This window comes from Citrobacter sp. GW821-FHT02E08, assembly GCF_059421685.1.
Window position 1 is genome coordinate 162,166 of record NZ_JBWKVL010000002.1, and the last position, 16,227, is coordinate 178,392.

Annotated in this window: 6 protein-coding genes; 4 read left to right on the top strand and 2 right to left on the bottom strand. The window is 53.0% G+C overall.

What is annotated here, in order from left to right; genetic code table 11:
* The first annotated feature begins 79 nt into the window (after positions 1–79).
* On the top strand, positions 80–1,324 hold the full coding sequence (locus AC07UY_RS03120; protein ID WP_494700761.1) for a mechanosensitive ion channel family protein: 1,245 nt from the start codon (positions 80–82) through the stop codon (positions 1,322–1,324).
* Positions 1,325–1,378: 54 nt separating this feature from the next.
* On the opposite strand, the gene pheP is transcribed toward AC07UY_RS03120, so the two are convergent.
* Positions 1,379–2,773: a phenylalanine transporter gene (gene pheP / locus AC07UY_RS03125; RefSeq protein WP_494659310.1), complete on the bottom strand. Its 1,395-nt coding sequence runs from the start codon at positions 2,771–2,773 to the stop codon at positions 1,379–1,381.
* A gap of 280 nt (positions 2,774–3,053) precedes the next feature.
* Here pheP and AC07UY_RS03130 point away from each other — a divergent pair, with 280 nt between their 5' ends.
* The 3 genes from AC07UY_RS03130 to AC07UY_RS03140 all read left to right on the top strand — a co-directional run bounded on the left by AC07UY_RS03130 (position 3,054) and on the right by AC07UY_RS03140 (position 15,020).
* On the top strand, positions 3,054–4,229 hold the full coding sequence (locus tag AC07UY_RS03130; RefSeq protein ID WP_494700760.1) for a DNA repair protein: 1,176 nt from the start codon (positions 3,054–3,056) through the stop codon (positions 4,227–4,229).
* 617 nt (positions 4,230–4,846) lie between these two features.
* The gene (locus AC07UY_RS03135; protein ID WP_494700759.1) at positions 4,847–5,425 is read left to right on the top strand and encodes a helix-turn-helix transcriptional regulator; all 579 of its coding nucleotides are present in this window, start codon (positions 4,847–4,849) and stop codon (positions 5,423–5,425) included.
* A 193-nt stretch (positions 5,426–5,618) separates the two neighbouring features.
* Positions 5,619–15,020 (top strand): autotransporter outer membrane beta-barrel domain-containing protein, encoded by a 9,402-nt coding sequence (locus tag AC07UY_RS03140; protein WP_494700758.1) that lies wholly within the window; start codon positions 5,619–5,621, stop codon positions 15,018–15,020.
* A 336-nt stretch (positions 15,021–15,356) separates the two neighbouring features.
* Here the strand turns inward: AC07UY_RS03140 and AC07UY_RS03145 are convergent, their stop codons facing one another.
* Positions 15,357–16,169 (bottom strand): EAL domain-containing protein, encoded by an 813-nt coding sequence (locus AC07UY_RS03145; protein ID WP_494700757.1) that lies wholly within the window; start codon positions 16,167–16,169, stop codon positions 15,357–15,359.
* Positions 16,170–16,227 lie beyond the last annotated feature (58 nt).

Here is a 16,227-nt window from a genome sequence, read left to right on the forward strand (position 1 = left end):
GCGCATTGTCTCCCCTGCCCGCATTTGCATATTTTCTCTACAACCGTCATCATAGGTCTCTGTTTATTAAGGAGACATTATGCAGGAATTGATATCTCAGGTAGAGGAGTTAGGCATTGAAATGAATCACACCACCTCGCTGGTGATGATTTTTGGCATTATTTTTCTGACTGCCATTATTGTGCATATTATTTTGCACTGGGTAGTGCTGCGTACCTTTGAGAGACGTGCGAAGGCCAGTTCCCACCTGTGGCTGCAAATTATTACTCAGAACAAGCTGTTCCACCGACTGGCGTTTACCTTGCAAGGTATTATCGTCAACATCCAGGCCGTGCTGTGGTTACACAAAGGAAGCGAAGCGGCAGGCATTCTGACCACCTGTGCGCAGCTGTGGATCATGATGTATTCCCTGCTGTCGATGTTCTCCCTGTTGGATGTGATCCTAAACCTGGCGCAAAAATTCCCCACTGCGTCTCAGCTTCCGCTGAAGGGGATCTTCCAGGGCATTAAGCTTATCGGCGCGATTCTGGTCGGTATTCTGATGATTTCGCTGTTAATTGGTCAATCGCCCGCGATTCTCATCAGCGGTCTCGGCGCCATGGCCGCCGTGTTGATGTTGGTGTTCAAAGACCCCATTCTCGGGCTGGTCGCCGGGATCCAGCTCTCTGCCAACGATATGCTCAAGCTGGGCGACTGGCTGGAGATGCCGAAATATGGCGCAGACGGCGCGGTGATCGATATCGGCTTAACCACAGTGAAAGTGAGTAACTGGGATAATACCATCACCACCATCCCGACCTGGTCGCTGGTGTCCGACTCGTTTAAAAACTGGAGTGGCATGTCCGCGTCCGGTGGCCGTCGAATCAAACGCAGTATCAATATTGACGCGACCAGCATTCATTTTCTCAGTGAAGAGGAGCTGCAAAAGCTGAATAAAGCGCACCTGTTAGCGCCTTATCTAACCTCGCGTCATCAGGAAATTAATGAATGGAATCAACAATTATCGGCTCCGGAGTCGGTCCTCAATCACCGTCAGATGACCAATATTGGTACCTTTCGCGCCTATCTGAATGAATACATACGTCATCACCCGCGGATTCGCAAAGATATGACTATGATGGTGCGCCAGCTGGCGCCGGACGATCACGGCTTACCGATCGAAATTTATGCGTTCACCAATACCGTCGTCTGGCTGGAATACGAGAGCATTCAGGCCGATATTTTCGATCACATTTTTGCGGTCATCGAAGAGTTCGGCTTGCGCATCCACCAGTCGCCAACCGGCAATGATATTCGGTCGTTATCGGGCGCGATTCAGCGCTAATTAGACGTCCAGGGATGATGCCGATCTCATCAACAGGATGAGATCGGCGATTCGTTAGCGGGCTTTACGGCGCAGCAATTTGAAGGTCACAAACAGGAACAGAACCCACACGGGCAGTAACATCGCCGACAGACGCATATCGTCGATCGTACACATCAGAACCAGAATCATCGCCAGAAACGCGATGCACAGGTAGTTCCCGGCAGGATAGAGAAGCGCCTTGAACTGCGTGTCACGTCCCTTACGACGCATTGCAGCACGAAAACGCAGGTGCGCAAGGCAAATCATTACCCAGTTCAGCAGCAGGGTCGCCACCACCAACGCCATTAACAGGCCAAACGCCTTTTGCGGCAGCAGGTAGTTGATCAAGACCACCAGCGAGGTGACCGCCCCGGAAAGCAGCAACGAGTTCACCGGCACGCCACGACGGCTGACACGGGTTAAGAATTTCGGTGCATTGCCCTGAACGGACAGCCCAAACAGCATCCGGCTATTGGAATAGACGCCGCTGTTATAGACCGACAGCGAGGCCACCAGAATGACAAAATTCAGCGCTGAGGCCACCGCATTGCTGTCCAGATTGTGGAAAATCATCACAAACGGGCTGCTGTTAGATTTCACCTCGACCCACGGATAAAGCGCTAACAGCACCACCAGAGAACCGATATAAAACAGCAAAATACGGTAAACCACCTGATTCACCGCTTTCGGGATGCTTTTTTGCGGATCGCACGCTTCCGCCGCGGTAATACCAATCAATTCCAGCCCGCCGAAGGAGAACATGATCACCGCCAGCGAGAGAATTAAACCGTTCCAGCCGGTGGCAAAAAAGCCGTTATAACGCCAAAGGTTCTCAATGCTTGCGTGCTCGCCGCCGCTGCCGGAAAAGAGCATCCACAGCCCGAAACCGATCATACCGATGATTGCCAGCACTTTAATTAACGCAAACCAAAACTCCGTCTCGCCATACAGACGCACGTTCACCAGGTTTACCGCATTAATAATAACGAAAAAGACGGCGGCCCAGATCCAGGTCGGGACATCGGGCAACCAGTATTGCATGTAAATACCGGCCGCTGTCAGCTCCGCCATACCCACCAGCACAAACATCACCCAGTAGTTCCAGCCGGAAAGGAAGCCTGCGAACGGTCCCCAATACTTGTACGCAAAATGGGCAAAAGAGCCAGAAACCGGTTCTTCAACGACCATTTCGCCCAACTGACGCATGATTAAAAAGGCAATGATCCCGGCGACACCGTAACCCAGCAAAACGGCCGGACCGGCCATCTGAATGGCAGGGCCAATTCCCAGAAAAAGACCCGTACCAATAGCGCCCCCGAGGGCAATCAATTGAATATGACGGTTTTGTAACCCTCGATGAAGCGTCGGTTCACTGTTCGACGCGGCATCTGACACACTGGTGTCAGATGCAGTTGACGCGTTTTTCACGCCCTACCCCTGTGTCGTTTTTATTGAGGCGCTCCTTTTAACATTTCGACTTCGTTGTCGCAAGGCACAATCCGAGGGAACGGAGAACGCGAAAACCGGCGTTTAAAGCGCCACAGAAGCCCTAATATTGCGGGAAACAGATAATTTTCATGAATTCCAGTGGACGAAAAGGCGTCGCAGACCACAGAATGCGTTTTAATATTTTTTCTGTATTTTCAAACGGGTGTCTCAGAACTATTCTCTGTCACTCATTTTTAAGCCATGCCAGGCAACAGTTTTCATGAATAAGATCATTAAACGGCTAGAGATCGTCAAAAGCGCCATCGAACTCGAAGATGAAGAGATCATCTTGCAGCAGCTCGTTTACCTGAAAGACGACGCTCTGGATGCCGCCATTGGGTCGATTGCCCACGCCCTTGAAGAGAGACGCTTCAGCGACGCCCTGGCTGAGATTACCGCCTGGCTGGACGCTCAGCGCGCGGTGTCAACATGGCAGGATCCGGCTATCGCGGCCGCCAAACTGGAACTGAAAGCACTCGAGTCCCAGTTACACGCGCTGATCGACAAGCGTAATACCCGCCTTCAGATCCTCGATGACTTTAATGATCTCTACCACCTCCGTCTTGGCCCATTAATGAGCCGCATTTTGGAATTACGCCAGCAACTGGCCACTAGCGCGCAACGCAAACAAGAAGCCGAGCTCAGGCGCAGAGAAAAGGACTACCAATCCTGCCAGCAGTACATTTCACAGGCGATCGATCAACTGGCGACCCTCAAACGGCACTGGGTGAGTCTCAGCTCAACATCCCAGGAAGCGGCGGAGGTTCGAAAACGTGTTCAACAACAGACCGAACTTATCACTGCCCTGCTGGCTGAGATTCGCGAGCTGGAAAATGATTTTACCCGTCAGGAGGAGAGCGCCACTCGCCAGGCACGCGAAAACGCAGATAACGAATATGCGCAATACCGGGAACAGCAGCAGGATGCGCTGCATCGCCATGACCGGGACCAACACCTCTCTGCGGATGAGCGCAACGAGCTTAAGCGCCTGTGGCGTCAGGCAAGCCGACTCTGTCACCCTGATGTCGTCGCCGACGCGTTGAAGGAAAAAGCGCATCAGATGATGGTTCAGCTTAACCAGGCCCGCCAGAATGCGGATCTGGCGACCATTCGCGCGCTACTCACCCAGCTTCATCGTGGTCTGGAACCCATGATGGCAAGCGAGAGGCTGAACAATTCCGAACACCTGCATGCCAGAATAGCGCAGCTCAGAACACAGATTAACGCCCTGCAAAAAGAGATTACTGAACTGGAGTCTGAAAACGCCTGGCGTCTTGCAACATCCGTCCAGGATAAAGAAGCCTGGTTATCTGAGCAGGAACGCTCCCTGGCGGGCATCCGCGACACGCTGGAAGAACAAATGAAACAGGCTGAGCAGGAGATCCAGGCAGGCTAAACCGCGAAAATCCGCTACCTGCCAAAACGTTTCTTAGCAAGTTACATTTTGTTATTTAGCACCAATTGCAAAATTAAAATCAAAACACTAAATAATTTAGATAATCTAGCACAAAACACCACGTGGATGATAAATCTAAAAATTTAAACCCAATAACATCTTTTCACCCTCCATTTTTCTCTTTTCTCTGCCCTTTCCCCCTCAGCATGCCAGGAATTTTCTTAGCCATCTTCCCCCTCCAGAAAACGTGACGAACATCACGCTGAAATATAAGAACTCTTAATAAATTTCATCATGACAACTTCGGATTTGGCTGTCTTTCGCCGATGAGTCACCAGACGTTACAGGCCATCCATAAGTGAAATCTATCAATCATACCCAGTGTACTGAAATAAACGATTTATCATACATTTTGGCTAAGAGTAATATTCACCGTAAGAATAGTTACAAATTCAAATAAAGACAGCGAATATCGAATAAATCAGGATGCCTGAACAGCGTTCAGTACGCGCACGAATATACGCCTGTATCTAACCGTATTTATAAAGTGAGACAGACCCTTTTTTAATGGTTGAAAAAAGGGGCGGTACGCTGTACCCAAATTCAAGGAGATCGTGATGTCAAAAGCTATTTTTTTAGGTGAGTCATTTTACACCTGGCTTGGCATGCGAGATATCTTGCGCGGTACGACGTTATTTGTCGATATGGAATTTCATTCTTCCCGGACACTTTTGACGGGAAAAGAAATATCACAGAACGCTGATTATCTCATCATTAACCCGAGTGAAAGTGAGGCTTTGAAATACGCCGGAATTATCCGCGCGATGTCATTGCGCCCTTCTGCGACGATCATCGTTTTAGCCGATGAAAACACGTTCTCACTCTTCCAGACCGTTTGCGGGATGCGCCTGGAATTTCTGGATGATCGTGGTTCTCTCGATGCAATCCTGCAAAAAATGACCAGTATTATCAATGGTAAAAAGCCATGTGCGCCTAAACCATTAGCGAACCCAATGACGGTCAATGAGTTTAACGTGATGATGCTGTTTGCCCGCGGCTGGTCGCTGTCCCAAATCGCCGGGGCATCGCACAAAAGCGAGAAAACCATCAGCGCCTATAAAAGCAATATTGCCAAAAAACTGGGACACAATAATACCCGACTGAAATATATGATTTCTCAGTATAGCCAACTGTAGCTCACTGGCTTAAGGAATTAACCACCAGATATTTTAATATCGCGTCTTATCTTCACCATTTTAATTCTGCTTCGTTCGGAAGGGCTTTCTATTTTTCAAAAATCGACACTCAGGCAGCACTCCGCGAGCCAAACACAGCCAACAACTCAACGTATTAACACATGCAAAACAGAAATGCAGATGAGGGTTATATATGAATAAGGTTTACAGCATTATTTGGAACGCGGCGCTCGGTCTCTGGGTCGTCGTTTCCGAATTATCCCGCGGGAAGAAAAAAAGCAGCACGCGTAAATCTGTGAGCATCATCGCGGCGACCGCATTAACCGGCGTATCCATGGTCGCCACCGCAACGCCAATGAACACCTACGGCGATCATGTTATTTCCAAAGATTTCAGCAAACCGATCTCCGCAGGCGTACACAGCGGGACTTTTGACTACGGTTTCTTATATAAAGACGAGAACGCGTCCCAACAGCTGAACATCAAAGGTAAACTCCCGACCATTGAGTACGGTCAGAGCGGCGTCGTCGATTCCACCACCATCAAGGAACTGTTGGAAGCGGGCAAAATTACCCTGACGGCCACCAGCGCCGATGGTCAGACCACCTCGAAGATCACCACCGTCGACCAACTGTCTGGCTACCTGTTCCATTATCAATCCTCCACGCCTTCGCAAAATGTTGATTTCGGTATTTCCGATCCTGCCGACCCGGAAAACACAGCGTCGATCAAAGTGTTCGACACCCAAGATCTAGAGAATTTTCTTAGCGTTATGGATCTAGGCTCCGTCGTTTTAAATACCTACGACGCCAATCAGACAAAAATTTATAAGCAGTTTGGCTTTGCCCTTGCCGATAAGGGCGCGACGGCCAACCTGAACATTGGCGATGATACGCAGAATGCCAGCGCGAAGGCCAATACCATTGAGTTAATGGCCAAAGACTCCTCGCTGCTGGAAGCACAAAACGCGGGTAGTAAGGTCAACTGGCAATCGGATAACTACGTCAAGTTTGGCGCAGCGCCGGTCGTTCCGGGTAAAGAATTTCAGAGCGGCACAACAACCGATACCTTCGGCCACGACGTCACCATCATGACCTACGGCTATGACAAAGACGGAAAAGTGGTCGAGACCGGCAACAAGACCTTTTCGATCAGCGATGTCACAGGTTTAGCCCAGTTCAATGACTGGTTGCTGGGCAACAGCAGCGATGCCGCCACCTCTCCTGATGGCAAAAAAGTCAGCCAAATTCAGCTGTGGCTGGATGCGGGCGTGGTCACAAAAGTCTCTGACGCACAGGCCAAATATGCCTCGCTTATCGACGACCTGCTGAAGTCCGACAAGGCCGCCGATAGCGTCAACTGGGATTACGACGTCTGGACCGACGGCCTTGCGCATAACAACAATGCGACTGCGGGTAGCGGCGAGCTACATGCTGTCTACGCCAACGGCCAGGGAACCACCGGGACTATCCAGAAGGGTTCCATTCTGGCGGTTGACGGCAGTATTAATGGCGTCATGAAAGCGACGGACGGTGGCACCCTCAATAACGAGGGTGAACTTAACGCCTTACGTACCTCTGGCGGACTGAGTCTGGCTGTCGGTATGCTGGCCGATAATTCGACCGCCACCAACAACGGCATCATCAACTCCGGGCTGTTTATCGACAAGAACGGCAACCAGAACGTCAACAGCTACGGCGCGTACGGGATGCAGGGACAAGGCTCCAGTACCGTCACCAACAATGGCACCATCAACCAGGCCATTACCACGGATGACTACGGTACCGCCTCTGCCGCCGATCCCTGGAACAACACCAGACCTAACACCTCTCTGACACTGGCTATCGGGATGCAGCTGTCCGGCGAAACGACCGGGGTTAACAAAGGGCAAATCAATGTCGTGGACGGGCGCAAAGATGGCCAGTCCTTTGGCAAAGGCACCGCCTATGGTGTTGAAGTGGATGGCAAATCCACGTTCGTCAACGAAAAAGGCGCCTCCATTTCTCTGGGACGCAATGCCAACGATACGACCCAGGATGTGTTAATGCCTGGCGGCTCCAGCCAGAGCGCCGGGATCCTGACCAAAAGCGCGGGCGATGTCACCAACAACGGTACTATCACCCTCGGCACCGGTGTGCGTAATGCCTCTGGTATTCTGGTAGGCAACGCCACCGGTAATGTGATTAACACCGGCACCATCACGGTGAACGGTGACAAATCAGCCGGCAACAGCCAAAACCACGGGATCTCTGTCCGTGACAGCGGCGCTGAGAACAACCAGGTCATCCGCAATGATGGCCAAATTAACGTCAACGGCACTGATAACGTCGGTATTCACATCAGCGCGAGTAACAAAGCGGCAGAAGCCTCCACCAGCGCCACTGGCACGATTACCGTCGCGGGCACCGGCGGAACCACCGACCGCAACTATGCCGTTTGGGTTGAAGGGAACGATGCGAATCGCGCCACCGCCAATGTGAATTCTCACATTACGCTGCAGCAGGTCGGTAATATCGGCGTGCATGTGCGTGACAACGCCGTAGCCAACGTCGACAGCATCAGTAGCCCTACCTTCAATAATACTGACCAGATTGGCTACTATCTGTTTGGTAAGGGTGCGACGGCCAATATCGGCAAAGCGGTGATGGATGACAACGGCCAGGCGCGGACGACCATTTTCCGTATCGCCAATGGCGCGGAGTTTAATGGGAACACCAAAAACCCGATCACCGGCACCAGCTCCAATCTTGAACTGACCTTAAAGGGTGAGAATTCAACGGGTGTTCTGGCGACCGGCGTAGGCAGTACGGTCGATACCGGCGAGGCCAGGTTCACCGTAGAAGGCACTGGCGCCGCCGCCCTGCTCATCGAAGGCGGAGCCACCGGGAGCATCAGCGATAAAACGACCATTAATTTGACCGGTACCGACACCACCGCCGGGATTGTCGACGGCCAGGCGCATAAGCTAAATGGCAAGCCCGACGGCAATGCTCAGAACACCACACTCACGTCCAGTGCTAATATCACCTCTGCCGCTGGCGGCAATAACGTGATTGCCTACGTGACGAAGAATCTGGGCAACCTGATCCTCGATGGCAAAGCCCTTATCGATCTCGCCAGCAAAAACAGCATCGGGGTGGACGTACAACAGGGCGGGCGCTTTACCAACAATTCCACGTCTGCCCTGCACGTCGCCGATGGCATTGGCGTTCGCGCCTCCGGTAACGATGCGCAGATTAAAAAGCTGGGCACCATTTTGGTGGATGACGGCACGGCCGGTGTTCTGTTAGCCAAAGACGCGCGTCTGAGCATCTCCTCTGCCACGGGCGGTCAACCCGACAAGATCACCACCAACGGCACCGCCGACGGCATCCGTCTGGAAGCGGGTGCAGGTTCGCTGAACGCACAGGGCGTCACCATCAGCGCACTGGGCAGCGGTGCGGGGATCCAGAACAATGCGGAACGGTCAGACATTACGCTTAACGATGTCACCATCAACGCCAACGACGGTCCGGGCATCCGCACCAGCGTTGAGCTGAACGTGAAAGACGGCGACAACAATAAACTGAACGTAACAGGCGCAGGCACCGGTTTTGCTTTTGAAAAACAAGATGGTAGCGACGCCACTGGCAATCTGAACATCGGCACGGGCTACACCGTACGGGTGCATAACGACACCAACAACGCCACGGGTAGCGGTATCCTCGCCAAAACCAACGGCAATCTCACGACTAAGGCCAACATCACCGTTGAGGATACGACCGGGGATTCCGCCATTATTGCTAAAAATGTCTCGGCATTGAGCAACAGCGGAATCATTATCTCCAACAGCACCAGCGGCAAAGCCGTGATTGATGCCAGCGGCGATAACGGTAAATCGATCACCAACAGCGGAACCGTACAGGCAGCCAGCGATCGGGCGATTGCTATCCAGTCAGGTCTCGGAAATGACACCATCAATATCAGCGGCAAAACCGTCGGGATCATCAATACCGGTCGCGGCAGCGATAGCTTTACCTGGAACAACGGCACCTTTGCCGGTGAAGTGAATTTCGATGGCACTAACGGGAACAACAAAGCGAACATCGGCAACGTCTCTCTGAAAGAGACTCGCCATATCACTACCCAGGCGGGAGGCGGTAACGCCCTCACCTTCACCAATACACACGGCGATGCGGCCAAAATTGGCAGCCTGACGGCGGATAACCTCAGCTCCGGCACCAATATTGGCGATGGCTGGGATTCGTTGACCCTCACCGGCGCGCAGGCAGACATGCGTATCGTTGAAGATCTGAAGCTGAAAAGTGAAACCATTGCCGTTAACGATGGCGCGACGCTGCGCACGGGCGATCACCGTGAGGCAAGCAGCAGCGCGGCAACGATCAACAATTACGCGGTGAAAACCAGCGGTACCGGCAGTCGGGTGATCTTTGATACTCAGGGCGACGGCGTCGGCGCACAGCAAGTGTATTCCGGGATTATCAGCGGCGACGGTCGCTTTGAACGCGCGGCTGGCGGCACCACTATTTTTACCGCCAATAACAGCTATACCGGCTCCACCACCATTGATAATACCGGGACGCTTCAGTTAGGCGTTGGCGGCACCAGTGGCGGAATTGCTGAAGTTTCCACTATTCTCGATAACGGCCTGCTGGCGATTAACCGTTCTGACGATGTGCGGTTAAATGGGGTCATTTCCGGGAGTGGCGCGTTGCAGCAGATTGGCGACGGTACGACGCGTCTGACGGGTGACAACACCTATCAAGGGCAGACAACCGTCAAAACCGGGACGTTGCTGATCAATGGCGATCAGAGTGCAGCGACCGGTGCGACGGACGTCAACGGAAGTGCCACGTTAGGCGGGGTTGGCGTGATTGGCGGCGACGTTGCCATGAATAACAGCACGACCATCAGCGCAGGCGATGGCGGCGCGGGTACGCTGACCATTAAAGGCAATCTGAAACTGGGCAACCAGACCACCTCCGACTTCCAGCTTGGACAAGCCTTTGTGCCAGGCGGCGCGCGTAACGATTTAATCGATGTTGCAGGCGACCTGAAGCTGGACGGTACGCTGAACGTCACCGAAAGTGCAGGCGGACAGTTCGGCCCTGGCGTCTACCGCATTTATAACTACGGCGGCAACCTGGACAACCAAACGCTGGATCTGGGCAGCGTGCCGAGTGGTCAGGATAAGAGCAATATTTTTGTTCAGACCATCCTGAAAAATCAGGTGAACCTGGTCAACGCCAACGGTGTCACTCTGCAATTCTGGGACGGACAAACGTCAGGCAGCAATCACGGTAAATCCGGTATTGAAGGCAATGGTGCTATCGACGGCGGCGACGGCAAATGGATGGCTATCGGCGACAACGGCGACAACAACTGGACGCAACAAGACGGCAATGGCAACGCACCGTGGGCGCAAAAAGCCTTCGCCATCTTTACCGGCAAAGCAGGCACCGTTGAGGTGGATGACGCCGCAGGGAAAGTTGCGTTCTCCGGCGCGCAGTTTGGCACCGACGGTTACGTGGTCAAAGGCGATGCGCTGAACGGTTATGCCACCACCGCAGGCGGCAACGAACTGATGCTGCGCGTCGGCGAAGGCGCCGCAGGGGCTGACGTTACCGCAACCATCGAGTCGCGTATTCTCGAAGGCGACAGCGCCGATAAACTGACGCTGGTGAAAACGGATTTGGGTCGTCTGATCTTAACCGGCGAGAACGAATACCGTGGCGGAACGCGCATTGACGGCGGTACGCTGCAAATCTCCAGCGACAAAAACCTGGGTCAGGCAGGAACGGGGCTCGCCATTAACAATGCCTCAACGCTGCAACTGGGCGCCGATCTGAGCACTGACCGGACCATCACCCTGGGCGCGAATAAAGATGCCGAGGTCTTTGATCTGAATTCGCATCACTTCACCCCAACCGGTGATATCACGGGTGCGGGTAAACTGAAGATCACCAGCAGCTCCAGCACGGCGGGCAGCACCCTGACGTTTGACCAAGCCAACAGCTACCAGGGCGCGACCGAAATTGCCGGGACAGGTAAGGCCAACAACGTCACGGTAAACGTCAGTAAAACCGGGGCATTCGGCAGCAATGCGAGCAGCACTGTGGATGTGAACAAAGGCGCTACGCTCAACGTCAGCGGCGCAGATACCAGCCTGCAATCGCTCACCATGAACATTGCAGACAGTCTGTTAACGCTGGCCGATACGGTCACCGCAGCCGGTTCAACCCTGAATTTGACCGAGAAAGCGAAAGCCATCTTCTCGCAACAGGCGACAGCGGAAAACGCCAAAATCAACCTGAACAGCGGTTCAACCGCGGTGTTCACCGACAACACCACCGCAGGAAATTCACGCATTGCGGTTTCCAGCGACAGCACCCTGGCGCTACAGGATGACGCCAGCGGCGGCACCGCGATAGTGACCAACAGTGGGCTAATGACCTTTGCCGATAACGCTATGGCGGAAATGGCTCAGGTGAAAAACCAGGCGGGCGGCAACGTCGATATTCGTGGCGTCAATAGCGCGACCTCTATCGGTTCACTTTCCGGTGCCGGTAACGTTGAGCTGGGCGATAAGCGTTTGTCACTGGGCAATCTGAGTCTTGATGACACCATCAGCGGCATCATCAGCGGCACTGACGGCAGTCTGGTGAAAATCGGCAACGGTACGCTGACCTTAACCGGCGATAACACCTATACCGGCACCACGGATGTCGACCAGGGCGTCCTGCTGGTGAACGGGAATCAGTCTGCGGCAACGGGTCTGGTGACGGTGAAATCCGGCGCTACGCTCGGCGGCGACGGAATTATCGGCGGTACCGTTAATGTGGACGACAATGGTCACATCACGGCGGGCGCCGCGCTGAATAGCGTCGGTAAACTCACCACCGGTTCCCTGAACCTGAGCGACAATTCACAACTGGATTATCAGTTCGGCCAGGCCAACACGCCGGGGGGCGCATTTAACGATCTGATCAACGTGAATGGCGATCTCACCCTCGACGGTAAGCTGAATATTGAAACCACACCAGGCGGAAGTTTTGACGTTGGGGTTTACCGCGTCATCAATTACACCGGCACATTGACCAACAATGTGATGGATATTGCCGATGCGCCAGAAGCGGCAGACAGTCTGTACGTGCAGACCTCGGTCAAAAACCAGGTCAACCTGGTCAATCACGCCGGACTCACCCTGCGCTTCTGGGACGGTACCGGGGGTGAAAACGGCGAGCTGAAAAACAATGGCGTGATCAACGGCGGCGACGGCATCTGGCAGTCCAGTAAAGGCAACGACAACTGGACCACCGACGAATCCACACCGGAAGGTATTCTCAACGCGCCGTTCACCGATGCCGCATTTGCCGTCTTCGAGGGTGAAGCGGGCAATGTGACCGTCGATAACAGCAAAGGTGATGTCATCATCAGCGGGGCGCAGTTCGCCACTGATGGTTATCACGTAGGCGGCGAAGCGATTACGACCAACACGGCGAATACGCTGATTCGTGTCGGCGACGGCACCGTGGATGGCGCGAAATACACCGCCACCATCGACAGCCAGATTCGCGGCACCGGCGGTCTGAATAAGGGCGATTTGGGGACGCTGATCCTCAATGGCGACAACACCTACAGCGGCGGTACCACCATTACGGCCGGTACGCTGCAGGTTTCCGGTGATAAGAATCTGGGTGCGCCAGAGACAGGCATCACCTTTAACGGCGGTACGCTGAAGTATGGCGAAGCGTTCAACACGGCGCGTCAGGTCACCCTGGAATCCGGTGGCGGCACCTTCGACACCAACAATCACAATGTGGCACTGCTGACGGACGTCGAAGGTAACGGTCATCTCACCAAAACCGGCAAAGGATCATTGACGTTAACCCAGGACAACAGCTACACCGGTGGCACCACCATCGCACAGGGCACATTGCAACTGGGCACTGGCGGCAATATCGGTAGCATCCAGGGCGACATCGTTGATAACGGCGCGTTAAATATCAACCGTGCCAATACCTATGCCATCAGCGGCAATATCAGCGGTACAGGCATGTTGCTGCAAACCGGTAGCGGTACGACAGTACTGGAAGGTTCCAACAGCTACAGCGGCGTCACGCTGGTAGCCAATGGCGAACTGCAAGCCGGTGGCGAAAACACCCTGAGCGCGGCATCGCAGCACTATGTTCTGGAAGGTACGACCCTGAACACCCAGGGTTATAACCAGACGGTAGCAGGACTGGATAACAGCGGGGATGTTTCACTCCTCGGTCAACAGGTCGGCTCAACCTTAACTGTTAAAGGTGATTACAACGCGAAAGGCGGCACGCTGAAAATCGCGGCCTCGCAGGACGCCAGCGGTAAAGGTATTGCAGACCGTTTGGTCATCGACGGCGGTAAAGCGAGCGGAAGTACACTGCTGGATGTTGACGGTTCCGGACTGGGCGCGCCGACCGTCGGCGATGGTATCGAAGTCGTTACCGCGCTGAATGGCGCCACCACCACTGCGCAAAGCACGCAGGATGCCTTCCATCTGGCCTCTGACCGTATGGCGGCCGGTGCCTTTGAATATCAACTGCACGCCGGTAACGCACAGGGTCAGGGAGAAAACTGGTATCTCAGAAGTGAATACCGTCCAGAAACGATGCTGATCAACGGCCTCGCGAGTGTAGTACGCCAGGGCGATCTCAGCCTGCTGGGTAACATGCACCAGCGTATGGGTGATGATATCAAGCCAGGCATCGATGAAGACAACCGCGCCTGGGCACGGATGATCGGTTACTCCGGAAAAACCAAACTGGATGATGCAACGGGGACAGAAACCAGCAGCCATACCACCGGGATTCAGGTCGGCGCCGATCTCTACGGCGGCGCGAACTGGAAAGCCGGGGTTTACGCCAGCGTTCTGGATATCGACAGCAGCGTGAATGGCACCAAAGTTGGCAGCGCCGGTAAAGGCGGCAATATCGACGACAATGGTTTCTACATTGGCGGTTATGCCACCTGGTTCTCTGAAACCGGCATGTACGTTGATAACGTTCTGCAGTACGGCAACCATGATTCCCGCCTGGCGGCATCGGGTAATAGCGATTCGTACACCGTGAAAGGCAACACGCTGACGGCGTCAACAGAAGTGGGCAAACCGTTCCGCTTAGGCGCCAGCGCCTGGAGTCTGGAACCGCAAGCTCAGTTGATCTATCAGTACAGTGACTTTGACGACAGCACACTGAATGGCTCAACCAAAACGAAGGTGAAAATGGATACGGCGGATTCGTTCACTGCCCGCCTCGGCGTTCGTCTGGTGGGGGATTACGACACCAATCACGGCAAAATCCAGCCTTACGGTCGTGTAAACCTGTGGCAGGGTCTGGGTTCAAAAGACAAAACGCACTTCAGCAACGCTGTGACGACCACGACACTGGAATCGTCTCAGCAGTATTCCAGTACCGAAGTGGCGGCCGGTATGACCTGGACGATTGACAGAGATTTGCAGGTCTACGGTGAATTGGGCACTCAATTCAGCAATGGCGGAAGTAAATCGCAGGTTGAAGCGCCGATTAATGCCTCCATTGGCTTTAAAAAGATGTTTTAATCAAAAGTAAAAATAACTGTTCACCACCTCAAATAGAGGTGGTGAACAATTAAAATCAAAAGCCTTCTGCTTTAACAGAAGGCTTTTTTATGGTCTGGATTTAGGGGGAGATTGTCGTTGCAGAAGTGAACGATTAAGAGCCTATCCCAGTAGGCGTAATTGGCGTAGTCAGTTTGGACACGGACAGCGCGGAAAAACCGGAGCGTACACGTAGTACGTGAGGATTTGATTCGCTACGCTCACCCTTACGGGCCGCCCAGGGGCGTTCAAAGGTAAACCTTTGTGAGCACTGCCCAGGGCCAAAATGACAAGTGAAATAGCCTAATGGGATAGGCTCTAATAATTGAATTGTGTTAAAAATGCGGGAATGTTTTCTGCCGGGACAGGATGCGAAATATAATAGCCCTGCGCTTTATCGCAGCCAATACGAATTAACCGGTCTAACTGTTCCTTACTTTCAACACCCTCAGCCAGAACTTCAATACCAAAATCATGGGCTAACACGATAATACCTTCCACGATCTTTGACGATTTTGTATCAGGCTCAATCTCTGCGACAAACGCTTTGTCGATTTTTAAGGTATCGAACGGATATTTCAGCAGATAATCAAGATTGGCATGTCCGGTACCAAAGTCGTCAAGGGACAATTTTACCCCCATGGCTTTAAGCGCGGACATATTCGCTGAGGCGACCAGGCTGTCACGAATCGGTGCAGTTTCGGTGACTTCAATTTCGCAGCGACTGGCGGCAAGTCCTGAGAATGCCAGATTTCGCCTGACACGTTCAGGTAACTCGGGATCGCTGAGTTCCAGCGCGGAAAAATTGATCGAGAGCGAAATATTTTCTGGCCACCGGACCGCAACATCCCAGGGAGGATTCGAAACCATCTCTTCGACTGAAGCAATACTGCCGCTTTTTTCCAGCAGCGTAATAAAGATATCAGGGGAAATCATTCCCATGTCGGGGCTATTCCAGCGCATTAATGCCTCAAACCCACAAATCTTTTGAGTATGTAAATTCAAAATGGGCTGATAGACCATATAAAGTTGACTGGTATTCAACGCTCCCTGTAGAGCTCTGAGAACATCATTGGAATTAAACACCCTCCTCCTCCTTAAAAATACAGCTAAAACGGCGAGTCCCGCCAAATAAAAATGACTACACGCTCAGCCCCTGTGAGTATTATATACTCTACATAATTCGAGT